At 40.7% G+C, this 22,897-nt stretch carries 19 protein-coding genes and 1 pseudogene; 11 read left to right on the forward strand and 9 right to left on the reverse strand.

Annotated elements, in window-relative coordinates; all coding sequences use genetic code 11:
* Positions 1-49: 49 nt before the first annotated feature.
* The 5 genes from AC0VYA_RS22145 to AC0VYA_RS22165 all read right to left on the reverse strand — a co-directional run bounded on the left by AC0VYA_RS22145 (position 50) and on the right by AC0VYA_RS22165 (position 3,534).
* Positions 50-946, reverse strand: a complete 897-nt coding sequence (locus AC0VYA_RS22145) for a DNA replication terminus site-binding protein (RefSeq protein ID WP_475491183.1) — start codon at positions 944-946, stop codon at positions 50-52.
* A 70-nt stretch (positions 947-1,016) separates the two neighbouring features.
* On the reverse strand, positions 1,017-2,024 hold the full coding sequence (locus AC0VYA_RS22150; RefSeq protein ID WP_475491184.1) for a HipA domain-containing protein: 1,008 nt from the start codon (positions 2,022-2,024) through the stop codon (positions 1,017-1,019).
* Positions 2,021-2,374, reverse strand: coding sequence for a HipA N-terminal domain-containing protein (locus AC0VYA_RS22155; protein WP_475491185.1), 354 nt, complete (start codon positions 2,372-2,374; stop codon positions 2,021-2,023). The genes AC0VYA_RS22150 and AC0VYA_RS22155 overlap by 4 nt, the downstream gene beginning before the upstream one ends.
* On the reverse strand, positions 2,367-2,708 hold the full coding sequence (locus AC0VYA_RS22160) for a hypothetical protein (RefSeq protein WP_475491186.1): 342 nt from the start codon (positions 2,706-2,708) through the stop codon (positions 2,367-2,369). The genes AC0VYA_RS22155 and AC0VYA_RS22160 overlap by 8 nt, the downstream gene beginning before the upstream one ends.
* Before the next feature lie 415 nt (positions 2,709-3,123).
* The gene (locus tag AC0VYA_RS22165; RefSeq protein WP_475491187.1) at positions 3,124-3,534 is read right to left on the reverse strand and encodes a HipA domain-containing protein; all 411 of its coding nucleotides are present in this window, start codon (positions 3,532-3,534) and stop codon (positions 3,124-3,126) included.
* On the opposite strand from AC0VYA_RS22165, the pseudogene AC0VYA_RS22170 reads away from it, so the two are divergent.
* Positions 3,463-3,657 (forward strand): annotated as a pseudogene (locus AC0VYA_RS22170) (integrase core domain-containing protein); the annotation flags it as partial. The gene AC0VYA_RS22165 and the pseudogene AC0VYA_RS22170 overlap by 72 nt on opposite strands.
* A 346-nt stretch (positions 3,658-4,003) precedes the next feature.
* On the forward strand, positions 4,004-4,543 hold the full coding sequence (locus AC0VYA_RS22175) for a Fic family protein (protein WP_475491188.1): 540 nt from the start codon (positions 4,004-4,006) through the stop codon (positions 4,541-4,543).
* A gap of 94 nt (positions 4,544-4,637) precedes the next feature.
* Here the strand turns inward: AC0VYA_RS22175 and AC0VYA_RS22180 are convergent, their stop codons facing one another.
* On the reverse strand, positions 4,638-4,985 hold the full coding sequence (locus AC0VYA_RS22180) for a helix-turn-helix domain-containing protein (protein ID WP_475491112.1): 348 nt from the start codon (positions 4,983-4,985) through the stop codon (positions 4,638-4,640).
* A gap of 1,314 nt (positions 4,986-6,299) precedes the next feature.
* Between AC0VYA_RS22180 and AC0VYA_RS22185 the strand changes: the two genes are divergently transcribed.
* Positions 6,300-6,917 carry a hypothetical protein gene (locus AC0VYA_RS22185; RefSeq protein WP_475491113.1) on the forward strand — a complete coding sequence of 206 codons (618 nt, stop codon included), beginning with the start codon at positions 6,300-6,302 and terminating at the stop codon, positions 6,915-6,917.
* Positions 6,918-6,943: 26 nt separating this feature from the next.
* Here the strand turns inward: AC0VYA_RS22185 and AC0VYA_RS22190 are convergent, their stop codons facing one another.
* Complete coding sequence (locus AC0VYA_RS22190) at positions 6,944-7,915, reverse strand: tyrosine-type recombinase/integrase (protein WP_475491114.1); 972 nt, start codon at positions 7,913-7,915, stop codon at positions 6,944-6,946.
* Positions 7,916-8,674: 759 nt separating this feature from the next.
* Here AC0VYA_RS22190 and AC0VYA_RS22195 point away from each other — a divergent pair.
* The 5 genes from AC0VYA_RS22195 (at position 8,675) to AC0VYA_RS22215 (ending at position 15,977) form a co-directional block, all read left to right on the forward strand.
* Positions 8,675-11,920 carry a TonB-dependent receptor gene (locus AC0VYA_RS22195; RefSeq protein WP_475491115.1) on the forward strand — a complete coding sequence of 1,082 codons (3,246 nt, stop codon included), beginning with the start codon at positions 8,675-8,677 and terminating at the stop codon, positions 11,918-11,920.
* A 344-nt stretch (positions 11,921-12,264) separates the two neighbouring features.
* Complete coding sequence (locus AC0VYA_RS22200; RefSeq protein ID WP_475491116.1) at positions 12,265-13,266, forward strand: sensor histidine kinase; 1,002 nt, start codon at positions 12,265-12,267, stop codon at positions 13,264-13,266.
* Positions 13,263-13,955 (forward strand): response regulator transcription factor, encoded by a 693-nt coding sequence (locus tag AC0VYA_RS22205; RefSeq protein ID WP_475491117.1) that lies wholly within the window; start codon positions 13,263-13,265, stop codon positions 13,953-13,955. The genes AC0VYA_RS22200 and AC0VYA_RS22205 overlap by 4 nt, the downstream gene beginning before the upstream one ends.
* Before the next feature lie 4 nt (positions 13,956-13,959).
* Positions 13,960-14,616, forward strand: coding sequence for a potassium channel family protein (locus tag AC0VYA_RS22210; protein ID WP_475491118.1), 657 nt, complete (start codon positions 13,960-13,962; stop codon positions 14,614-14,616).
* A complete protein-coding gene (locus tag AC0VYA_RS22215; RefSeq protein WP_475491119.1) occupies positions 14,613-15,977 on the forward strand; it encodes a TrkH family potassium uptake protein in 1,365 nt (454 codons plus the stop codon). Before AC0VYA_RS22210 ends, AC0VYA_RS22215 begins: the two co-directional genes overlap by 4 nt.
* A gap of 52 nt (positions 15,978-16,029) precedes the next feature.
* On the opposite strand, the gene AC0VYA_RS22220 is transcribed toward AC0VYA_RS22215, so the two are convergent.
* Positions 16,030-16,668, reverse strand: a complete 639-nt coding sequence (locus AC0VYA_RS22220; RefSeq protein ID WP_475491120.1) for an RpiB/LacA/LacB family sugar-phosphate isomerase — start codon at positions 16,666-16,668, stop codon at positions 16,030-16,032.
* A 394-nt stretch (positions 16,669-17,062) separates the two neighbouring features.
* Between AC0VYA_RS22220 and AC0VYA_RS22225 the strand changes: the two genes are divergently transcribed.
* From AC0VYA_RS22225 to AC0VYA_RS22235, 3 genes are all read left to right on the forward strand, one after another.
* Entirely contained in the window at positions 17,063-17,377 is a 315-nt protein-coding gene (locus AC0VYA_RS22225) for a cupin domain-containing protein (RefSeq protein WP_475491121.1), read from the forward strand.
* Positions 17,378-17,596: 219 nt separating this feature from the next.
* Entirely contained in the window at positions 17,597-18,001 is a 405-nt protein-coding gene (locus tag AC0VYA_RS22230; protein ID WP_475491122.1) for a LexA family protein, read from the forward strand.
* Positions 18,001-19,266, forward strand: coding sequence for a Y-family DNA polymerase (locus tag AC0VYA_RS22235; RefSeq protein ID WP_475491123.1), 1,266 nt, complete (start codon positions 18,001-18,003; stop codon positions 19,264-19,266). The genes AC0VYA_RS22230 and AC0VYA_RS22235 overlap by 1 nt, the downstream gene beginning before the upstream one ends.
* A gap of 331 nt (positions 19,267-19,597) precedes the next feature.
* Here the strand turns inward: AC0VYA_RS22235 and AC0VYA_RS22240 are convergent, their stop codons facing one another.
* Positions 19,598-22,666: a TonB-dependent receptor gene (locus tag AC0VYA_RS22240; protein ID WP_475491124.1), complete on the reverse strand. Its 3,069-nt coding sequence runs from the start codon at positions 22,664-22,666 to the stop codon at positions 19,598-19,600.
* Between the last annotated feature and the right edge of the window lie 231 nt (positions 22,667-22,897).

The following is a 22,897-nucleotide window of genomic DNA, read 5'->3' on the forward strand; positions in this document are numbered from 1 at the left end:
ATGGCATAAACTATCCACAGGGCTGTGGATAGTTTCACGATCAATACAATTAAGCTCTCGAACTATTGCGATCGGCATACAAGTTCATCCTCTTAATTAGTAATTGTAGCGAATCTTCCTTTCTAGCTCGATTCTGCTTTTTACTGGCATCGAATGACTCCAAAGGAGTGAAATATGAGGGCTTGTTAAAGGTAATGTAAGGCAGGCCGGCACTATAACCCATTGCTGTATTTGCATCTTCCAGCCTAATAGAGGCCTCGGGTCGCAATTTTATTCTCCGGCGGATAGTAAACGTATCATTTCTCTGTTTCTCAATTAGAGATTTATCTGCGTCTAAAACCGCTTTCCAGCTCTGGATTGAATGAGAAGGAGGAATAGTAAACATTCCGCTCTCAATTTTTTCTACTAATTCATTTTTCGTTAAATTACTTACTCTGGGCCGAGAAACCCAATTGAAGTTGATTCTATGAACATTTTCGTCAAAGCAATAGATAGAACGGTATACAGTTGTCGTAATCAAATGCATAAAGCGGTCATGAACTTCTTTCCACTTTTCTAGCGCTGCATCGCTTAAAGCAAGAACACCGGATCTAAACGCCAACTTTGCAGCGTTAACCCGCTTTACTTGTTCAGAGATTTCGGCCTTAGCGCCTGAAACGACAATAAGACCAGGATGCTTAGTCACAAAACGCCGTGAAAAAGAACTATCTGGGACATAGAAGTCGGAGAATGCTTCTAGACTTCGCTGCAGTGCCTCATACCCCGTTAAGGTTGTTACTTCGATGTTGGCATAGCCAAATTCAATAATTGAATTTTCATCATCCTTGGTGACTAATGGTACATGAAAATAGGTACACAACTCTGGTATCGCCATTTCACGTATCAATATTCTGAGTTCTACAATTTCAGCTTCAAGAGCCGACATTAAATCTATTAAATTTGCCATAATAAACTACTGTATTAATATACAGAATCAATCATATCTAGCATTATATGGGGGGTCAATGTTTGTCTTTTTAGACAAAAGAAGGTATGGGTATATCAGAAGCAAATCGGGAGAGTTTCATTTCTATGTGATTTTGAATTAGTAGCTTGTGTGGACTGCTTGAGGCTGAAAGTAAGGGCTTAAAGTACTTCGCCACGTCAATACATAATTGAGTCACAAGCTTTAGAGCGACGCTGGGTGTCATCCCAAGGTTAGTGGCTAACGTCACAAAGCATTCTAGAGAGTAATGACCAACAATTTCGTAAGTAGGGCTAAACACAGCGTCCAACTCACTATTTAAAACACACAGCGTCAAGTCCTCTTGGTAATACTCAGGGTATGGAGCAACAGAGACGACATCATACATTCGAGTAAAGTCGCGCATTCTGGTAGTCGCATCATCTGGGTTTCTAAACATTGATAGGTTTTTACAATGCAAATCATTGTTTCCTATTAAATAAGCAAACAAGACTTGCCTTACTCCCCCATATACAATCGCCATATTTCTTCCGCTGGCTTCATACAATGTTCTTAAAACGTCTTCATAGGAAAGATTATCACTTCCTTTATTAGATGAATGAATATTACATAGGCTGGCAGCATCTTCTACGAACAAACGTCTACCATCTTCAAGCATGTCAAAACGACGAGTGACATAGCACAATTCATCATTTTCAAATGGTACTAAGGCGTTATCAGCCACCTGAAACTTACAAAGCCTAGCGAGTTGCATCATTGCATGCTCATTTTCAGGCAAGTGTGGCAGGCCATCCGGCGCTGGTTTAACAATATATTGCCCATGCCCTTTCACCGGCACAAGGTAGTGGTGCTCTAAATCCATGTACAGTTTTTTCTGCACCCCGGAAATTGATTGTCCTTCTAGATATTTTGGGGCTGCTTGATTAAATGATTGCTGATCACCTTTTACTTTTAAGCCCTCATCAGGCAACTTTGACAAGTTAAACATTTTTTTCAGAAAGGAGGGGGAATACGGTGCTACGCCCTTCTTGAGTGATATTTGACCTAGTTGAGCTGTCATAACTTCACAAACTCTTTTTCTAAATTCACTACAGATAGCGCCCCAATCAAAACCTTACCGTTATGCAGTAGCAACCCAAACTCATCGCGTCGATCTAATTTTCCCTTGGCTGTTTGATACATCTTAATCCACCCCTCGCTAAGTAAGTTTTCAAAAAAAGTGGGGAATGCATCAAACGAGAACGGAGCAGATTGAAGCGGAAAACTGTGACCAATAGGTACGCCTATAAGAAGATAGTCAGGATGATACTGGTACGTATAAGAAAGCTTATCGGCTACGACGAGTTCAGTCAGGTACCCCGTTAGTATGTCATTGGCAAAAATTGCGCCTTGGCGACTGATTTCATACATCTGCTTGTGCCTTTTTCGCAATCACGAGTTCCATCCCCATTGTGTCAAGAATAGAGCTGAGTGTTTCTACTCGAGAAGAGTCGACGGACTTCCTAAGCCGAGTCATGGTATTTTTAGACACACCAGCAAGCATTGCCAGCGTTCCTAAATCCATACGATGCTCTTTAATGTACGCCTCTAAGATAAAGTTAAATTGGTGAATTCGCCCTGCAAATTCACCTGAGCTCAGTGCCTTTTTTAATTGCCTCTCAAGGGTGAGTGTTGCTGCAGCTTGATTCTTTTGAAGTTCTATCAAAGCTTGATTGATAAGCTCATTCGTTTCAGAGGTGCTCATATTTAACCTTTCATAAGGATTTTTATAACTATAAAATAATATACTCACTATGAAGAGTGAATAAAAGAATAATTATCACTTTAAAGTGCGCTTTAATTCCATTTTCTAAACTTAAATCACCATTAAGAGTGATTACAACATTGCAATAATAGCTTAAAGGTGATTTTTTGAATAAAAATTTATAATTTTCATATTTAATGTGGATTAAGAGACATAACTAATAACCAGGCGGTACCTATTCACACGTAGGGAATGACAGATTTAAGCCGTTTTAAATCGCCATCTCCGACGCCATGAGCACTAAAATAATCTGGCCATTCTCTTGAAGAGGTCGTGGGCATCTAGGGGATTATCACCATATTTCACGATAAATTTAGCCAAAAAAGCATTGGTGTAAGTCGTTTTCATTGCGCTTTTATTGCCTCTTTGCATATTGAAAAGTGAATTTTTGCTTAGGAAATGTGCAATTGGCCGTCCTTTGAATAAGTCGAATCGTTCTACAAGAAAATATTACTTCCATGTGAATGCAGACAACACTGTCCCCCAATTCTTTAAGCATTGTCATAGAGGCATGTTCAACCTTAACAATATTGAACAGGTCATCCGCTCGATTAAATTTTGCTAGGTAAGATGTATCGCCATCTTGGACAATCGTTTTGGGCCTAGCGCCACCCATACTTGAGCCATATTCAAATGCTTTCTTGGCTTCTTCTGGAATTGCTTCATCTCTTAAAATGCGTGGGACGAATAAATTGGCAAACCCACACAAAATGCCTATGTTGAACGGTTTAATCGAACAGCTCGGCATGAATGGCTTGACTTGCATATGTTTGAAAGTGTCGAGCAAGCACAAAACTTAGCGACAGATTGGTTATGGATCTACAACAATGAAAGACCTAGTATGGCAATAGGTGGTGTGCCCCCCAAGCAATTATTGGGAGTGGCTTAAAGATTTTCTACAAATGACTGCTGCTTAAAATAGGGGTATTACATTTTTATTTGGCTATTAAATAGTAAATAGCTATGAAGAACGAATTATTTCTCAGACACCTTTTAGTTAAATAAACATAACTAATGTGGGGATTTCGTTAAATTAGGCTATATTGGGCGAAGCACAGGGGTACAAATTAAGGTGTTAATACAGTTGTTGTAATGGTCTCCTATCGACCGCTATAGGGTTTAAACGTATCTAATGGCTCTATTTGGCTCATAATAAACTAAAGAATAAAATTGGACTTTTTCCTTAACTCTCAGTTCAAAGATCTCCCCAATTATAGGCACTTCAGCATCCTTTCGTGGCCCTTGCTCGTTGGCATAAAAGGTTGATGAATATCGATCAGAGTATAATTGACGACGAACTGACACATTTCTCAATCTGGTTTAATGACTCACGAGTGGTTCCAATACTTGCTCCGTTCTTGAGGGCAGCTATCTCTCATTTCTGGTTTATCATTTTGAACCCTTTCGACGATGGAAATGGCCAAATAGCACGCTTGATAACCGATCTAGCATTTGCTCAGGGTGAATATTATTCAGTGCAACTATTCGCTATGCCGGTTTGTATCCTTGCGGAACGCGAAGGGTATTATGATACTCTGGAAAAAATGCAAAAAGATGATACAGATATAACATCTTGGTCAATGTTGTTTATCCAAACGCTTAATTCAACTCTACTCGATGCCATGAAAGTAACAGATGAAGAGCTACTTAAAACAAATGTTTTACATAATATTGATGACAAAACTATCAACCCCGCAACTCGATGTTTTTCTCTTAATGCAGGAAGGAAAATTCAAACATGGCATCAATACCGCTCATTAACACGCTTATCATAGGGGTTTTATGGGCACCAATATAGGCATTAGGTAACTATATTGGTTCTATTTTAACCATAGTAAACTGATGAATTTAGCTAAAGCTATTTGTTAATTACCAATCTAATAGCTCGCCAATTACTGACTCTTTAGCATTTTTTCGCGTGCCTCCTGCTCGTTGTCTGACCTTCCCTTTCAGTTTTACAAGTTGTAGCGGAGAGATTTCTGGCTCATAAAGAAAAACATCTAAATGTTCTAAAACGCCTAGTTCTTGTAAAATTGCAACGAGGTTAATTAGGCTGACTTTCCCATTTTCTGCGTTCTTCACTATGTTACGAGATGTACCTGAACGCTCGCCAAGTTCAGCTTGCGTCATATCACGATTTAAGCGTTGGCGCCTGAGCCGTTTCCCTAAGCTCTCCGCTATAGCGTGTGGGGAGTTATCAATAGATAAACTTTTCATAATATTAAACTTAAACCTGTAGTTATGATATGAGACTAATAATAACAATGATGTTTTGTGGTTGGAAAATATATACTTGAGAAGGTAGAGCTAAATACGTAGGTGATAGAGAAAGCCTGTAACAGATTCTGTGTAACTGGCACTTAGTTAGTATGTTTTTCGTCGAACATGTCCATACTTTAATCTAATAATCACTTTAGTTAAGCATACTTTCGATCTATCTACATTCAATCAGTGTATTTCCACCTCCAATTTGCATATGCTTTAAGTAGTCCAGCAACGTATGTTTTAAATTACTGCCTTGGCTATCCTCATGTTCACAGTGTTTTAGAGTCCGAATTGAAGTGATCCATACACAATTAGCGTACCTTACTTGTCATTTTTGAATATGGAGTATCACAAGCTGTGAGTTATATAGGCAGTGAAGTTCAATCTGACGTAGAGAAACAAAACGAATTGGAAGAAAAGAATGAAGTTCAAAATTAGTATTTCAAATGTTCTGTCCATATTATTTCGAGAATCTGTTTTTGGTATGCGTATTATTCCTATGAAAGAGGTTATATAGGACTTAGAGCGAGTAAATTTTATATGGAGTCTGATCCATTTTTTTTCGGGTTGTCCTTGTTTTTCGTAATTGGGTTCGCACTTTATTTGGTTATTTTTAAAAAAGGCGATGAAGTTAAAGAGTAGTAATATCGTTTCAAATTTCAGATGGTATTATTCTTTGCCTCTAACAGCCTGCTCTAGAACTTGCATACCCAGCCTTTCTCGTCTACCTAGGTTTTGTAGACTGGCTACTAGTTCAAGGAAAAGACCTGTTTGATGAATAGAAGCAGTACGGCACCATACCACAAGTATCCCTTGGTTACTGTCTGTACCCAACACCTGAGAAACTGGAAAATGAGGTGACACGGAAGAGGGTAGAGGGCGCTGCCGGCTGACCTTCTTCGCGCTAAAAAATCACTTTCCGCTATCCCTACTAAGCATTCTTTACACCACTCCCAACAATGCTGATACACCCGTAGGTCAATACGTGCTCTTCTCATTGGAAGCGCTCAACGTCTGATAAACTATGCGCAAAGCGCGATGGACCGCCGCAAGCGGCGGAAGGTTTAGCAAAACAATGTACTGGTATGGTGCCGTATTGAGTCAAATCTGCGCTCCACGGATTGGCTAAAGCTATTTTGATTCCCGTACGAACATCGTTACTATACGCACATGAGTAAAGATTTAATGATCGAGTCGAATTTTCAATTCGTTTTCTGATACTGATTTTTATTGAGTTAAATTAGATTAAAACTAACGGAGATTGACGTGGCAAACCCAGGCCGTCAAAAAGATAAAACTGAAATTTATGCCTTTTGGAAGCAGTACGTTGAACACTATGAAGTGATAAACAAGATTGCTGCCGTAGATGTAGTTGAAGGAATAAATCTAAGTGCAATAGTTCTTTCTGGGGATTATGAAAAAGATGTTGTGTTATTAAGGGAAACCCTTACTAAAGACGGGGCTCGTAGGGCTTTGTCACGCTTCAGCAAATGGGTTAGTCGTAAGCGCTCTAGATCAACTACTATAGTTCTCAAGGAAGAAACACTTGCAAGACTTAAACAAGTCGCGATACGTACTCATTTCGATAAAGACAACTACGATCTGATGTTTGAATACTTACTCGAATCGCCTGAAGAGTTTGAAGAAGCAAAAAAAGAAATTCGAAGCATGCCTCTTGGTCTTGACTCAGAAGAGAAAAACAGACTTTTCATAAAGTACCTCACTAAAGAGCATCACAATCTATATCGGCAAGTTAAAATGCTTGTTGATCATGCTTACTTTTCAGGCTGGCATGATAGCCGCAGAAGACGCGGTAAACGTACTTATGAACATTATGAAAGTGATTTGGCTGATTTTTGGAGTAGAACGGCAAGTAATGATTGAAGCTGGATTAGATATTTCTCAGAGACTTACCGAACTTTTGCCATACCCGTTTTACTTGCCTGGTATTGTTGACCATAACGTATAGGCATTGCCTCAGATTTCCAGTGACCTGATAGCACAATATCGGCCATAGGAACGCCAGCTTCCATCATTGTCAGGACGCCACCGGTTCGCGTACTGTGACACGTAAATGCGCCTTTTGTGTCCAGTGCCATACCCACTGCAGCGTATCGTTTTAGTAAAGCCTGGTATTGCATTGGCTCTGTTTGTACCGTCTGCCTTGGTGATAATTTTCTGAATAAAAACCCGTCTAATAAGTTAGCTTTTTCTATCCAGCGATTAAGCAAACCTGCGGTCTCATCCGAAATGTAGCCGTAAAAACCTTCACCCGATTGGTCAGTTTTTGATTTTGGAGCAAAAATGGTTTTAGCATCCCAATCGATGTGTTTCAACTCTATATCGACGATGTTAGACGCACGAAAGAGCGTATCGAGAGCCAAATTGATAAGCGCAGCGTCACGTAAACCAAGTAAACTGGACAGCTCAAGTGTGCGATTAAGTTTTTGTATGTCGCGTAATTTAAGAGGCTTTGCTTGTTTCTGTGCAGCAGGTTTTTGTTTGAGTTGCCCCGATACAAATTTGGTAAAAAGCTTGGAGTGTTTCCACGGATCGGGCAGCTCAGAAATACCAATGAAGAATCGGATAGAGGCTAATTTTCGCTTAATACTATGATGACCAAGTGGTCCTGATATCATAAATTCAAGATACGCTTTGCAGCTTTCTTTAGTAACACGCCAATCACTTGCCATTGCTGGCATTCCATTTTTTCTGCAGAACGCCAAGTACTGAGCAAAATCTTGTTGATACGCTTTGCGCGTATTTTTTGACATGGTGGTCCAAACATCATCCCGAAGTTCAATTAAATTGCTAAAGACAATTTCCTTGTCAGCGTCGTCAATCGCAAAGTCATGTTGTGAAATGGTGATGTTGGTATTCATAACCGTATTATTACAGATAAGTGTAATTATCTATAATAATAGCTTTTATCAATATTACAAGCTTGCAAGCAATTATATGACTTGTCATAAAAGATAACCTCAAATAAATACCACAACATTGCATGCGAATAAAAAACCTTGTTAATGTGACACGTCACATTAACAAGTGCCTCTGCATATCAATTTTAATGCTGATTTAAAAACATTATAGAAAGACAAATTCCGCTACCCAGTCAACAAGCGTCAATTACAATCATAGATTGGTAAAAACATTAAACTGATTAACTAAACGTAAGTATGCAGTTATCCACGTGCGATTATGCCGGCTGGTCTCGCAATCGTTTCCTGGCCGGAGTCGATTATAGATGTGTATTCGAATATCAAAGGTGTGAAGGGTATGCAGTTACTACTTACTAGCTAAAGGTTGCTATAGAAAGAGCGAACTCACGTATATTATTGCAATGAAGCACGAAGTAAACAACGCCTTGATTCTATTACATAAACGATTTTCTATGTGTGACGAGGTAGCGTTGAGCCTATCTTAAACTAACGTTTTCCCTATTAGCCGCCACGTTTTTCAAGATATGTAATAGTTACATCAACCAGCTATTTATTAAATTCCAGAATAATATGCAGAAAAGTAAGCTTTTCACCTCTCATTTCCTCTTTAAAGCTAAATAAAAAAATCAAAAGCAATCATAAAAAGGCCTGAAAGAATGGTTGAACCCATTGCAAGTGATGATAAATGACTTGTTTTGATTGAATGTTGAGGTTAACATAACTTTACAAATCGTTAACAACGATTCCTTAAGAACTGGCAAATTTGGAACACACAACAAAGAGACTGGGTCGATGCAAAATAGAAAATCAAATTTAAATAGGAAACTAATCGGTAACACAGCCGCATTATTGCTAACCGTAAGTTCCCCCACATTACTGGCGCAGGAAGTTAATTCTGCTGTGAATAATGCTCAGAAGAGCACTGAGAAAAATGAACAACTCCAAGATGATGTAGAGGTTATTGAAGTTTCTGGAGTTAGAAACTCTCTTGAAAATGCACTAAATGTTAAACGCCAAGCGCCTTCAATTGTAGATGCAATTTCAGCTACAGATATTGATGCCTTACCCGCACTAGACTTTGGTGAGGCATTACAAGCTTTACCTGGTGTGCAATTAGACCGTTCGAATGAGGGACGTACTTCTGAAATTAGTTTGCGAGGCTTATCTGGTGGTTTTGTGAAGACAACTGCTTTTGGGCAAAGCTTCGCAACGCCAAGCAGAAGTGCCGGCCCAACGGGTGGTACCAACCCATTCGCTGCGTTTGAAGCTGGTGTATTTGATGGAGTAACTCTTGTCAAATCTCCCACGGCGGATATGCAGGCCGGTGGTATGGCGGGTATTGTTGATAAACAATTACAACAAGCACTGTCGAAAAAAGATGGAAAGTACAGCGTTAGTTTAGGCGGTCGTTATGAAGAACTTACAAGTAATTGGGATAAATCAGTCAAGCTGTCAGCGTCAAAGCACTTAATTGAGGACGAATTAGCCGTAGCCTTTAAGTTTGCAGGTTCAGATCAGACTTTTCGTCGTGATTTAATCCAATTCAGTCAATATTCTTCGTTTGAAGAAACCACAAATGACGGACGTATTGTTTCTGAAAGCATCGCTGCATATAAAGAGAAATATGGTTTAGCGCCCGACGCAAACGTTCTAGGTGTTGCAAGCGGTCGTAACGTAAGTGAATACAGTGAAGGTGATCGTCACTCATTTACTGGTAACATTGAGTGGAAAGCGACTGACGATTTAAAATTGGGCGCTCATGTTTTATATACAAAACGTGACTTAGGCGAAGGCACCAAAGAAGATACCGCGTTTACTGCTGGATTAAACCCAACCAGGAGTGACAGACATCATCGACATGCGGGTTTTGAGCCTGACATGGAGACCGCCCCTTTCATCTACAAGCATGACGAAGATGGCAACCCTATTTATGCGGTTAGTCAATCCAGTTTTACTGACGGTGCATGGCTAGTTACTAACCGCAAAACAACCTTCTTAGAAACCTCGAAGGGCTTATTGTTGTATGGCGATTATGCAACCGATGATTGGGTTTTTGATGGTGTTGTTAGTTATTCTAAAGCTGAAAACGAGTTTCTAAACGTTGGCTTAGATTTTCGTCATATGGAACATCACAACGCTTCGGTTAACCATTTAGCAGCAGGAGCTGATTCTAGAGTAACAATTGATTCAGTTGGAACTGGCATTGATGGTACGTTAAATACTGGTCAAGGCGCAATGGGCCAAATGGCAGTATCGGCAACGGGTTGGGAAAACTTTAATTATGATAATTTAAATTGGTCTGCACCTTCAGTTGCCGGAGCAAGTGTCATTTCTATGGATCCCTCTAATGGTGGCGTTCGTATCGGTCATTACGTTGATGGCCGTGTTGATAACCCAACCCGCACCATGAAAGCCGCTGAATTTAATGCACAGCGGTATACCGAGTTTGCGTTGGGTGATGTGCTAACTATTGGCTCGATTAAATTCGGAGTACGCCATAGCATTGAAGATTTGCAAAATCGAGATCAAAAAATTGGTGTACCTGGTATAAACGTGGCGAACATCAATTCAATGTTCTTTAGTGACAATATTTTAACAGAGCAACAAACCGCATTTTTTGATGGCAAATTGCCCGGCACTTTTGATGTATCTAATGGTTGGTTAACATTGGATACACCTTTTGTGACCAGTCAATTACAAGACGGAATGGCTGATCTAACTCAGGTAACAGAGGATAATCCAGTAGCTCTAACGTTTGCAGACCCCAGCGGCTTCTATGATCGATTAAATAATGGAACTCGATTACCACAATTCTTTACGAATAATTTTGCCACTGAGCAAGCAATTTCAGCGGCGTATATTATGGCAAGCTTTGAAGGTGAAATTGGCGACATAAGTTACCGTGGTAATGCAGGTATTCGCCATGAGAAAACAACCAATGATTTTGACGGACGATCTATTACGCAAGTAAATGGTGTGAGTATGCCTAGCGAATTCACCTATAGTAGTGATTACAGTAATACGTTGCCATCAGTAAACTTGACTGTTGATCTCCATGAAGACTTTGTTGTACGAGCGTCATACTATCAATCGTTAGTCAGACCAAACTTAAGAAGTCAAAACCCTGCACTTAATGTTAATGAAGGGAATTCTTCTATTAATATTACATTACCTAAAGCGGACGTCAGCCCCTATACGGCTGATAACTATGACTTATCCTTTGAATGGTATAACCGTGAAGGTAGCGCTATTTCATTAGGTTTATTTAGGAAAAACATTACTGGATTGTTTGACATCTCTAGGGATTGCCCAGGCTTAGGTGAATATCCCTTCCTAGATGAACTGTATGGAGAATTTATTGGTGAAGATTCAGAGCTACCCGGAAACTGCCTCCAATCTACTGTGTTTATAAATCCCGATACAGGCGATGAGATAAATCGAACAGTGACAGTAAACCGTACTTTCAATGCAGATAACGAAATAAAGTTAACCGGTGCTGAATTTGCAGTGCAGCAAAAACTTGATTTCCTCCCATATCCTTGGAACGGCTTAGGAGGAGTATTCAACTACACATACATTGACCAAGACGCGACTGTAGAAGGGGATAGTAAACTTTATAAAGTATCACCTAGTTCGTATAACCTAATTGGATATTGGGAAAATGACGGCATTAGCATTCGTTTAGCATACAACTGGCGTGACAAATTTGATGTTCAATACCCTGGCGGTTCCTATTACGGAACCGAAGATCGTACTGTTAAAGCAAGTGGTCGATTAGATCTAGCATCAAGCTACCAAGTCAATAAAGACTTAAGACTTCACTTTAAAGCCTATAACCTAACGAATGAGCAAACCTACGAGTACTTTGGTGATGATGAAAGAGCAATAGCTCGTTTAGATTACACTGGTCGTATATACGAAGTAAGCTTAAATTATTCATTCTAATTGTGAAGCTTAAAACGTAGCATCTGCTATAAAAGCTACCAGGCAAACCTGAAAGTAGTGGCGATATAAAGCTTAATCATGACCTTCGTTGTGATTAAGCTTTTTCATTTATAATCTTGCCGATTATCTCTCAGTGTAAAATCCAAATAAGACTAATCAAGGGCTAGCCTTTTTTAGTCTTCTATCACTCAATACCAAAGCCAAAAAATATCCCTTCTGATAATCAACATTCTTCAACCTTTTCCACCCAGCGCTCTCGGTTTTACACAAATTTTACGCGTTTTATTTCCGGTTGATTGTTACATTAGTTAAACACTAAAGATTCGAATAAATATTACGTCGCCATGCCTCATACCGCGCTCACCATTTTAATTATGCTGTTAGCAATACTCGTCTGCTTTACGATGAGCAGCTGGTTTATGCCCATTGGTGGAATATTACTTATCTTACAGTTTGGAGCGGCTAGCTGCGCAATTTTATATTCACGCTCAAACGGGTTACTCGCAGCTTTAATTGGCGCTGTCAGCTTTAATTTTTTGTTTACCCAGCCTCAATTCTCTATTCGCATGGAAAACATAGAAGATATAATCAATATGGCGACATTTGTCGTTGTGGCATTTGTAACAAGTGAATTCACTACGTTTTATCAAAAGCAACAAAAGGCGCTGCGAGTTGCTCAGATGCAAGCAGATATATTGCGCTCCGTATCCCACGACCTTAGAACACCGCTCGCCTCTATTATTGGTTCAATGGAAACGCTACATGAATATTCTACAAACCTTGAGGAAAGCGAAAAAGCGGGCCTTATTAGTGGAGCGCTTCAAGAGAGCAAGCGCCTGCATGCATATATTGAGAACATTCTGCACGCGACTAAGATACAAAACGATTTACTTATTGCAGCAAGAACTCCCACGGATATTGAACGAATTTTTAGCGATTTAGAAAGCCGCTTTAACACATCTCGGCTTGAGATTTTTGTCCTTGTGAGCTCCCCAACTATTATTGCTAGCGAACCTCTTTTGCAACAAGCAATTTACAATGTGGTTGATAATGCTTTGAAATTTAGCCAAGACAAAGTAATTATTCATGTGATCGATACAGATGAAAACCTTAAGATTACAGTCAGAGATAATGGCTGTGGTTTACCAAATAACGATACCGAAGCACCGTTTCAACTTTTTTCTTCTTCAAGAAAGGGTGATATAGGTAAGGGCGGGATCGGCCTAGGATTAAACGTGTCACGTGGCATAATTTCTGCGCACAAGGGTACCATTCAACTTAGAAATACAAACCCCGGTTGTAAGGTCACTATTATTCTTCCAACTATCAATGAGCCAGCGTTATGAGCACAGTATTAATTATTGAAGACGAAATAAATATTCGAACAATGATTAAAATTGCTCTTTCGGTTGAGGGTTATACCTGTATAGAAGCTTCAACGGTGCGCGACGGAATCCATATCGCAATATCTTCATTGCCAGACCTGATAGTTCTTGATCTCGGTCTACCCGATGGCGACGGACAAAGCATATTAAAAAGGGTAAGAGAAACTAGCAAAGTACCCATACTAGTATTATCCGCCAGACATTCAGAAACGGATAAAGTGCAACTACTGATGGCAGGGGCAAATGATTATGTGCACAAGCCCTTTAGTGTTAAAGAGCTCATCGCTCGAATAAGCGTTTTGCTAAGAGACCTAACTCCCATTATTTCCGAAGCAAAACCCCTCCGGCAATTCGCTGGGCTGAGTATTGATATCAACTCAAATACAGTGCAGGCCTATGGCAAAAAGATATTACTCACTCCGAAGGAGTTTCAACTATTAGATATATTAACCAGAGAGCCTGGGGTGTTTGTCAGCCAGCAGCGCATACTTCGTTCAATATGGGGTGTACATCGAAGTGAAGATTCCCATTACGTGCGTATATTAATCAGCCATCTTCGCAAAAAAATCCAAGTAGCAACTAAGCCATCTTTCACAATAGAGACAGCAGCAGGTCAAGGTTACCGCATTAGTTGTCATCCTTCGGAGTAGCGTTATGGCACATTTTACCGTTATTGGCTTAGGTCGATTTGGTTTGACCGCCAGTCTTGAATTAATCCACATGGGACATACCGTTACCGGAATAGATAAAGACGAAAAACTAGCAGAGCAACATGCTGGTGAATTAACTCAAACGTTAATTTGTGATGCGACTGACGAGAAAGTTCTTAAAGACCTTAATTTATCGCAAAGCGAATCGGTATTGGTCGCCATAGGTGAAGACATGCAAGCCAGTCTGCTTTGCACCCTAAACCTAAAATCACTAAATGTTAAAGATATATGGGTTAAGGCAAATACTTCTGCACATCACACTATACTTTCCAAGTTGGGTGTATCGCGGATAATTCATCCAGAAGAAGAGATGGGAGCCCGTGTAGCTCAGGCGTTGAATTATCCTATGGTGAATGATTATTTAAGCCTAGGACATGGTCAATACATCGTTGACATAAATTTGCCTAGCTCCTTTTCAGATCGCACTATTCAAGCTCTACTAAAAGGTTATGAAAATACAGTGTCTTGCCTTGTGTTAAAGCGAGGACAACATATCGAGCAGTCCCCCAGTTTACAATTTGACTTGATAGCAGGTGACACCGTTATTTTGTGTGGACCACGTGAGTCTCTTATTAAAATCGCCCCAAGGCTCGAACGATGACTAAATGGAGTTTACAGAAACGTCCATCTCACAAAAAAACTCAAAATGCCTCTAAAGTTCAAGCCGCTCCACCGCTTATTCTTTCTTTGAGCTTTTTGGGAGTGATATTCATAGGCACCATACTCCTTATGCTCCCTGGCATGACCACACAGCCAATATCATGGATACAAAGCCTATTTACCGCAACGTCAGCAGTGACGGTTACTGGCTTGGTAGTAGTCGACACAGGCACGGTTTTTACTACGTTAGGGCTAACAATTATCGCATTACTCATCCAAATAGGTGGATTAGGGTTAATGACATTCGCTGTTGTTACTCTTATTGCTCTGGGTGGAAAAATCAGTTTTATTCAACAATCTGCAATCAAGGAAGCGTTTAATCAGACCGACTTATCAACCTTAGTGTCAACTGCAAAGTCAGTACTAATCTTCGCCTTTGTCATAGAATTGGTCGGTTTCATAATATTATCCATGTTTTGGTTACAAACCAAAACATGGAGCGAAGCACTTTTCCACGCTTTCTTCTATACCATTTCAGCTTTCAACAATGCCGGTTTTGCCTTAACTGAAGACAGCTTATCTTCATATGTTAATAGCCCCACTATCAACCTAACCATCACAGGACTTTTTATTATCGGCGGGCTCGGGTTCTCTGTTTGGATCGAATTACTTAGAAAGCGTAAATGGCAAGGCCTATCTGTCTATAGCAAAGTAATGATTCTTGGAACCGTGGTAGTCAATATAGTTGCGGTCGTACTTTTCTATCTCATCGAAGAAGACAACCCAAATACCTTAGCTTCTCTTGATGGTGTATCTGCATTTTGGGCGACTTGGTTTCAAGCCGTAACACCAAGAACGGCAGGATTCAACACATTAGCTATCTCAGAGCTTGAAAATGCCACTACCTTTCTCATGCTTCTGCTAATGTTTGTTGGCGGCGGGTCCATGAGCACAGCAAGTGGAATAAAACTGGTCACTTTTATCGTGCTAATTCTATCCGCTTACAGCTATTTAAAACGAGATCCTTCCCCAACCTTGTACGGTAGAGCAATCAGTTATGAAACCAGGAACAAAGCGCTCGCACTGACACTTATTTCCACTGGTGTATCCTGGATGGCTATTTTTCTATTATTGATAACCGAAGACGCACCGTTCCTTGACGTAGTATTTGAAGCTATTTCAGCCCTCAGCACTGTAGGGTTATCGAGAGGATTGACAGGGGATCTATCAGACATTGGTGAGCTGATTATTATAATACTCATGTACATCGGACGTTTAGGCCCTCTCACACTTGCATATTTCTTGGCCAGCCCACGTAGCGTAAGAGTCTTGTATCCTAATGGAACTTTAACCATCGGATAAAACAGTAAAAAGCAGGCTCATCTAGAACCCACTCTCTTCTTTCGTTATTTATCTAAGATAGCAAGGATTTTATGTAGGCCTTCACTGACTCATCATGGCCATTTTCAAATAAGCATTGCTGAAAACGTTCTCCAGAGACAGCGACTTTTACAAGGTCTTGATCAATCTTTTTCAAGGTATCCACATAGCTTTCGGCGGCGAGTCCAGCTTTAAGTTCGGCTAAAATGGCAGCATTCTTAACTTGAGGTTCTTTTCTTTCTACTGGATATCCATTTCCTCTCTCGCCCGTAAGAGCTTTTTCAAATATGTATCGAGCATTAAGTTCTGCTCCCCAACCAAAGCCTTTTGCAAAAGGTAGGGCTAGTGCATTGCCGTTATTAACTTGATTAAATAAAAATGCATCGGACGGGTCAATACAATATCCGCAATATACACCAGGCTGAGCATTCAGTGACATAAGAGCGCCTTGTCCTGTGCCACAACCAGCAATAACGAAATCGACTGCACTCGAGTTTAATAAAATTCCAGCCATGATGCCTAGATGAACATACGTAAGGTGATGATCACCCTCACTGCTCATGCCAACGTTATAGACATCATGTCCCAGGGAACTTGATACAGACTCCAATTCCCCAAGAATTATCGGATTTTTTGCTGCTTGACTATTTTCCATCATTAAAGCGATTTTCATGACTGCACCTGACTAGATATGATTAATAATGGATATATTAACATCTTTATCAACGAGAATTAAGTACCCACGCGGTAAAATAAAACTTTTAGATGAAATGAGAAAAAATGGTCATGGTCGCCCTATTCATAAAGTAAAAGAGCGAGTTTTTACTCATGGATAAAAGCGATAAGTTTATCGAGCTAACCCATTAAATGAGTTTTTGCGCTCGTTTTTCCGAGGTCGAAGTAGGAGAAAACAATGCATAACGTTAAAAAACTGCTTTTCCACCGTCCACATTTGACAGATAATGATTAATTATGAAGCTATCGCGCGAAACTGACTCTTTTGCGCACGCGTGACTTTGTTACAAGTAACGTTTTACTTTTTTCACATTTATAGACAAGGGAGCTATATGAACACTCAAGTGAGAGAAATTGAAGACCTAGGAGAAGGCATTAAGCGACAAATACTTGCTTACAACGCAGATATTATGGCGGTTAAGGTATGGTTTGATAAAGGCGCTATCGGCTACGCGCACCAGCATCATCATACACAAATCACTTATGTTGAAGAAGGCGAGTTCATTTTCACTATCGCCGGTAAAGAGCGCATATTAAAAAGTGGGGACTCTTGTATTATCCCTCCAAACGTTGAACATGGAACGACAACAATCACTGGTGGATTATTAATCGATACATTTAGCCCTATGCGTGAAGATTTTTTATAGAACAAAACTTTTATGAATGCGAATCAGCAAAATATCTAGAAGTGCGTGATTAATTTTTGGTCATTTCTAGATTGCTAAGCTTCCCTCGGGTTAGGCTATATTTGTTTTACCATCACTACATATTGTTCCCCCTATCTTTGTAGACATTTTTTCTTTTCACCTAAAAAGTTATTACGAAGTTTATTTCAAATAAAACAATACTGTATATAATTACAGTGCATGTTGAAATTTATCCCAATAAAAGCGTCTGCGGGTATCGTTGGTTTTGAGTCACCTGCGGCAGAGTACACACAGCTTAACCTAGATTTAGACCAACTACTGATTGACCATCCTTCTGCTACCTACATTGGTATTGCTCAGGGGGAATCAATGAAAGGGGATGGTATTTTCTCAGATGACCTGTTGATTGTAGACCGCGCTTTAGAAATTAAAGACCAAGACGTTGTGGTGGCAAACCTTAACGGTGTATTCGTATGCAAGAAAATCGATAAGGTGCAGCGCTGTTTACTGTCATCCAGTAAGCGATTTCCACCGTACTTTTTGCAAGAAGGTGACGATTTTCAGATTGAGGGGGTAGTTACGCGCTCCATCCGCTTACACCGACCTTTTAAGAAGCAGCTCTGATGTTCGCCTTGTGTGATGCCAACAGTATGTATGCCAGTTGCGAGAAGGTGTTTGCCCCCAGTATTCGCAATAAACCTGTCGTGGTACTGACGAATAACGATGGTTGTATATGCGCTGCGTGTGGCATTGCTAAGCGCCTGGATGTGGGTAAGAAGTTTGTACCGTACTTTCAGATGAAAAGGGAGCTTGAGGCCGCAGGGGCCGTCATACGCTCGAGTAATTATGAACTTTACGCTGATTTGAGTCAGCGCATGATGGACACCTGCGCCCGTTTTGCCCCTGATATTAATGTGTACTCTATTGATGAGTGCTTTCTGTATTACGGTAAAGAGGCAGCGCCGCCCCAAGAAGGCTGGGCAACCCTAGCGACGCAGATTAGAAAAACTGTCTGGCGTGAAGTCAGACTGCCTATTTGTGTGGGGATTGGCCCAACCCCCACATTATCCAAAGTCGCTAATCACGCAGCAAAAAAAGTCGAAGGCTTTAAAGGCGTCGCAGTCCTAGATACCGAAGCTACCCGTAAAGACGTGTTGTCCAAAATGGAAGTAACCGAAGTGTGGGGCATTGGTAAACGTTTAGGGTTACGACTGAATGCCTTAGGAGTGAATACAGCATGGGAGCTAGCGAATCGAGACCCGTCGCAAATTCGAAAGGAGTTCTCGATAATTGTGGAGAATACAGTGCGAGAGCTAAACGGTGAGGTGCGCCATAATTGGGATAGTGTGCGTGCGGCTAAAAAAGAGATATACAGCACTAGGAGCTTTGGTAATCGGATTACGGAATTCAACGAGCTACGCAGTGCGTTAGCTAGCCATGCAGAAACGGTTTCGATAAAGCTGCGCAGACAGAAGAGTCTGACTGGAAGTATGACGCTCTTTGCGACGAGTTCACCCCACGACACGGAAGGTTATTTTCGCCGTTCGTATTTTCATCGCTTTACTGTGCCTACTAATGACACCCGCAACATCATTAAAGTCATTGAAAGTGCCATGGTGCAACTATATCAATCAGGTGTTCGTTATTATAAATGCGGTGTTGGGTTATTGGATTTACACGACGAAGGGTTGTTTCAATACGACTTATTTAGCCCTTCAAATGACAATGCCAAGCTCATGTCTTGTATGGATAATATCAATGCCAGGTATGGCCGCTCAACAGTTCGAATGGCGGCGAAAGGCTTTGAGCAAAAGTTCGCTATGCGACGGGAGTTCCTTTCACCGCAATACACCACCAAGTGGAGTGATATCCCCAAAATAATCTGTTAGATGCGCTCCTTATGCCATTAGAGATAAATGCTTAACCTTTTTGTTAATCACCAGTGGTTGTTTTTTTCGGATAGCGAATTACCAGCATTGTACCGATAACTAATATTGCCAATGGGATTAGCAAAATAAGGTCTTCGTACATTTGATGCTCCTGATAGATGAAGGCAATGACAAATATGTCTCCTATTCGACTATACTGGTCAATCCCCAAGAAATATACAATGAGTTTAGAAAACTGAAGTGAGTTGAGAGTATTACGCCCCCAATACTCGCCGACAACGACTATTGGGGGCACCGTTAAAAAATTTAGGGATAGGCTAAATTAAAATAGTTAAAAATTCGCTGTCACACCAAGAATGATTCGACGATCTGTTAACCCCTGCTCACACAACAAGGCCCCTTCATTGACACACCATTGTGTTCTATCTTCCCTGAGAAGGTTTATTCCTTCTAAACCTACACTCATAGAATCGTTAATATCATAGCTAACGCTCATATTCAGTTGCGCTCTATCATCAACAATTCTTGGCATATCGAAACTGATCAAGTTGCCCGTTTTGAACGACGATCTCCACGTGTAACGAGCTCTGATACTAAGATCGTATTTGTCATAAAACAGTGTGATGTTGTATGCGTTTTTGGATAAATCTTCTAGTTCAATTCGCTCTTCTACGATGTCATCGCTGAGTGTCGAGGTCGATTGATCGGTATCTGTTCGTCCTAAAAGGTTATTCAGAGCATTCCCATCACCGGTAGCAGGTCTAAAGGTGTCAATATTAGACCCCGATTCTTGATAAGTGTAATTAGCGATAAGACCAAACCCTGAAGCCCAACCAAGTGTATCTTCGTATGCTGATAAATCATGCTGAAACGCTATCTCAACACCCGTTTGCGTTTCCTCATTTGGCAAATTAATCGTAGTTTGCAATGGCACACAAATTCCAGTTCCCGGTACTGATGACCAAACATTGCGATCCGTTACCGTTGGATTCCATATACCGCCCCCTTCACATGGGTCGGTAATATCACGTTCTATTTGTCCATTTTCACCAATAGGCTCTTCTGGGTTATCTCTCACAGCGGCAAAAATATCAGTGCGTTTTTTATGGAAAAACCCAACACTGACAACACTAGAGTTTGAAAAGTAATATTCGGCAGAAATATCATAAGAAAGAACTTCTTCAGGCGTTAACCCAGGATTACCCACTTGAACAGCAGCTCCCGCTCCTCCTGGGAAATTTATCGACGTAGACAGGTTATCAAAATCAGGTCTACGTATATCTTTTGCTATCCCACCTCGTAAAACCAGATCATCGATAACTTCGGCAGCAAGGCTAAAACGTGGCAAAAAATAATCATATGATGATGTCTCTTCTCGGAGCCCAGTTGCCTGTCCATTTTCAATATTATTACCAACTGATGTTACTTCTGTGTCAATGTAACGCAGGCCCAAATTGCCACGAATAGGGATATCATTTACGTAAAAATGGAAATCGCCTTGAACGTAAAGTGCTGTAGTTTCTTCTTCTATATCAAAAAAAGAGTCGAGTTGTAATGAAGGCTCAGCAAGAGTTGCATAACCTTCAGTAATATTACCGTTGGCAATCTGTGTGGCGTTATTAGCTATTATTGCTTCGTTTAAAGCGCTGAGAACCATTTCAGGGTTCGAGAATGCGACGTCAGCATCGATTCCAAGATAATCAGCAATATATAAACGCCTACTATCAGCTTCATTAAAATTACTCGGACCTGGCGCGACTACATCCGCGAAGAGATCCGCAGTAGGTCGATAAAACGTTGTATTAGGGTTTGAAAAATTGGATGATGAATTTACGTTATTACTAAGGGCTTCATTTTGGTTCCAACGTACCCCTGCTTTAATATCTGAAAAATAGGGGTTTAGATCTGATATGTCATATGAACCGTCGACTCTAAAAGCAGTCTCGGCATTCTCCTGAGAGTTTCGCCCGACTCCTACACCACGTAGAGCATAATTTGCTGGATTAAGCAGATCCTCACTCAGTGGAGAGGTGTCCATTCCTTGCGCTATTCCAAATTGAAGCATTCCGCCAGAAGCATCGAAATCAATCGGCACGCCGTTATCAATACTGAGGCCAGCAGAAGGTTGTGGCCCAAAAGGATTAATGAAATCGAGATCGGTATTCAATCTAGGGAACGTTGAATCTGAGCTAGAATAAGAGATTTCAGAATTCAATTTAAGTCGATCTAATTCCCACTCAAATCCGGTTGCGAAAACATCACTATCTGTAATGCGCGAGCCGGTAATAGTGCCAACACGTAGATTGGGATCAATATTATTATTGTTACTATCAACGCCAACACCTAACGTCCCACTTAGCACCGCTTGAACTTCTCCCAATTCAAGGGGACCGTTAGGGCCATCTATTGTCCCTAAATTAATCGTTTCAAATTCATTATTTACCGTATTATCTACCACGGCAGAGCCACCAGTACCCGATATGTAGGCTCTAGATGTCTTCTGCGCTCGTTCTTGTTTGTTGACCGTTGCGTCAAAGTATAACTTTAGGTTATCCATAGGCTCGAATTCTACGGAGGCAGTAAAGTTATTAGTCTCGTATTCGTATCGTGTTGTCATTTGCTCCAGAAACTGCGTTCTTAGAAATGGAAAAGACTCTGCACTTCCACTTCCAGAACCCGGTAACACCTCTCGATCCCGATCGAGCCTAGGATCGAAGGATGCAACCTGCTGTTCGGCATAACTCCCTGTAAGCACAATCCCAACTCGTCCAAAGTCGGTATCCCAATTGTCTCCAAAGGTTGCGGAAACTCTCGGCGATGTAGAATCTGCCAAATCGCTATTTTCAGCTTGGGCTCGAAATGAAAGCAACTGTTCATTTAAGCTTAGAGCTCTAAGGGTTCTGAGGTTTATCGTACCGCCGACAGAACCTTCAATCGTTTTAGCGGTTGGTACCTTAATCACTTCTAATGAGGATATTAGCGCTGCAGGCAAGTCATCAAAACTGATACCAGAGCGCCCACTACCACTACCTACAGTAGAAACCCCGTTTATTTCAACTCTATTGGCGCTGGTACCTCGAATCTGAACACCAGTACCAACACCTGCGGTGCGGTCGATTTGCACACCAGTTACATTTTCAAGTACCTCAGCAAGGTTTTGATCTGGTAGCTTGCCGATATCTTCTGCCTGAATAACTTCTTTAATACTATCGGCAGAACGTTTTTCTGCTAACGCACTCGCCAATGCGCTTCTAATTCCTCGAACTTCAATCACTTCTGTTTCTGGGTTTCCTTCACTCTCGTCTTGAGAAACCTGCGCCTGGGAACTCATTGTAACGCAAGCAAAAGCGGATGATATTGCTGCAGCCAAATAGAGTTTTCTTGTGTTTACTTTTAGCATTTCCCTCTCCTTAAAAAATCATTAACGATCATTTTCGGGAAATATAAATCACTTGTTAACCATACTCAATCAATTTGTTGCGATTAAGTAAATCAAAAATCAATAAAAAAATAGAGCAAACCTACCATCTTATGCACCCTGGCAAGCAAGAGGCTGTAAGATGGGCAACTGTTTATATATTCTCGCATAATATGTCATTGCAATCAGGCTCATAATACTGCAATATCAATC

The organism is Paraglaciecola sp. QJM3NY_14 (assembly GCF_056173245.1).

Bases quoted from the DNA above. Each gene is read 5' to 3' on its own strand.
- AC0VYA_RS22165 (WP_475491187.1), bottom strand. From the start codon at position 3,534: ATGCAAGTCAAGCCATTCATGCCGAGCTGTTCGATTAAACCGTTCAAC.
- AC0VYA_RS22145 (WP_475491183.1), bottom strand. From the start codon at position 946: ATGGCAAATTTAATAGATTTAATGTCGGCTCTTGAAGCTGAAATTGTA.
- AC0VYA_RS22200 (WP_475491116.1), top strand. From the start codon at position 12,265: ATGCCTCATACCGCGCTCACCATTTTAATTATGCTGTTAGCAATACTC.
- AC0VYA_RS22215 (WP_475491119.1), top strand. From the start codon at position 14,613: ATGACTAAATGGAGTTTACAGAAACGTCCATCTCACAAAAAAACTCAA.
- AC0VYA_RS22220 (WP_475491120.1), bottom strand. From the start codon at position 16,668: ATGAAAATCGCTTTAATGATGGAAAATAGTCAAGCAGCAAAAAATCCG.
- AC0VYA_RS22150 (WP_475491184.1), bottom strand. From the start codon at position 2,024: ATGACAGCTCAACTAGGTCAAATATCACTCAAGAAGGGCGTAGCACCG.
- AC0VYA_RS22180 (WP_475491112.1), bottom strand. From the start codon at position 4,985: ATGAAAAGTTTATCTATTGATAACTCCCCACACGCTATAGCGGAGAGC.
- AC0VYA_RS22205 (WP_475491117.1), top strand. From the start codon at position 13,263: ATGAGCACAGTATTAATTATTGAAGACGAAATAAATATTCGAACAATG.
- AC0VYA_RS22160 (WP_475491186.1), bottom strand. From the start codon at position 2,708: ATGAGCACCTCTGAAACGAATGAGCTTATCAATCAAGCTTTGATAGAA.
- AC0VYA_RS22225 (WP_475491121.1), top strand. From the start codon at position 17,063: ATGAACACTCAAGTGAGAGAAATTGAAGACCTAGGAGAAGGCATTAAG.
- AC0VYA_RS22240 (WP_475491124.1), bottom strand. From the start codon at position 22,666: ATGCTAAAAGTAAACACAAGAAAACTCTATTTGGCTGCAGCAATATCA.
- AC0VYA_RS22235 (WP_475491123.1), top strand. From the start codon at position 18,001: ATGTTCGCCTTGTGTGATGCCAACAGTATGTATGCCAGTTGCGAGAAG.
- AC0VYA_RS22210 (WP_475491118.1), top strand. From the start codon at position 13,960: ATGGCACATTTTACCGTTATTGGCTTAGGTCGATTTGGTTTGACCGCC.
- AC0VYA_RS22230 (WP_475491122.1), top strand. From the start codon at position 17,597: ATGTTGAAATTTATCCCAATAAAAGCGTCTGCGGGTATCGTTGGTTTT.
- AC0VYA_RS22155 (WP_475491185.1), bottom strand. From the start codon at position 2,374: ATGTATGAAATCAGTCGCCAAGGCGCAATTTTTGCCAATGACATACTA.
- AC0VYA_RS22190 (WP_475491114.1), bottom strand. From the start codon at position 7,915: ATGAATACCAACATCACCATTTCACAACATGACTTTGCGATTGACGAC.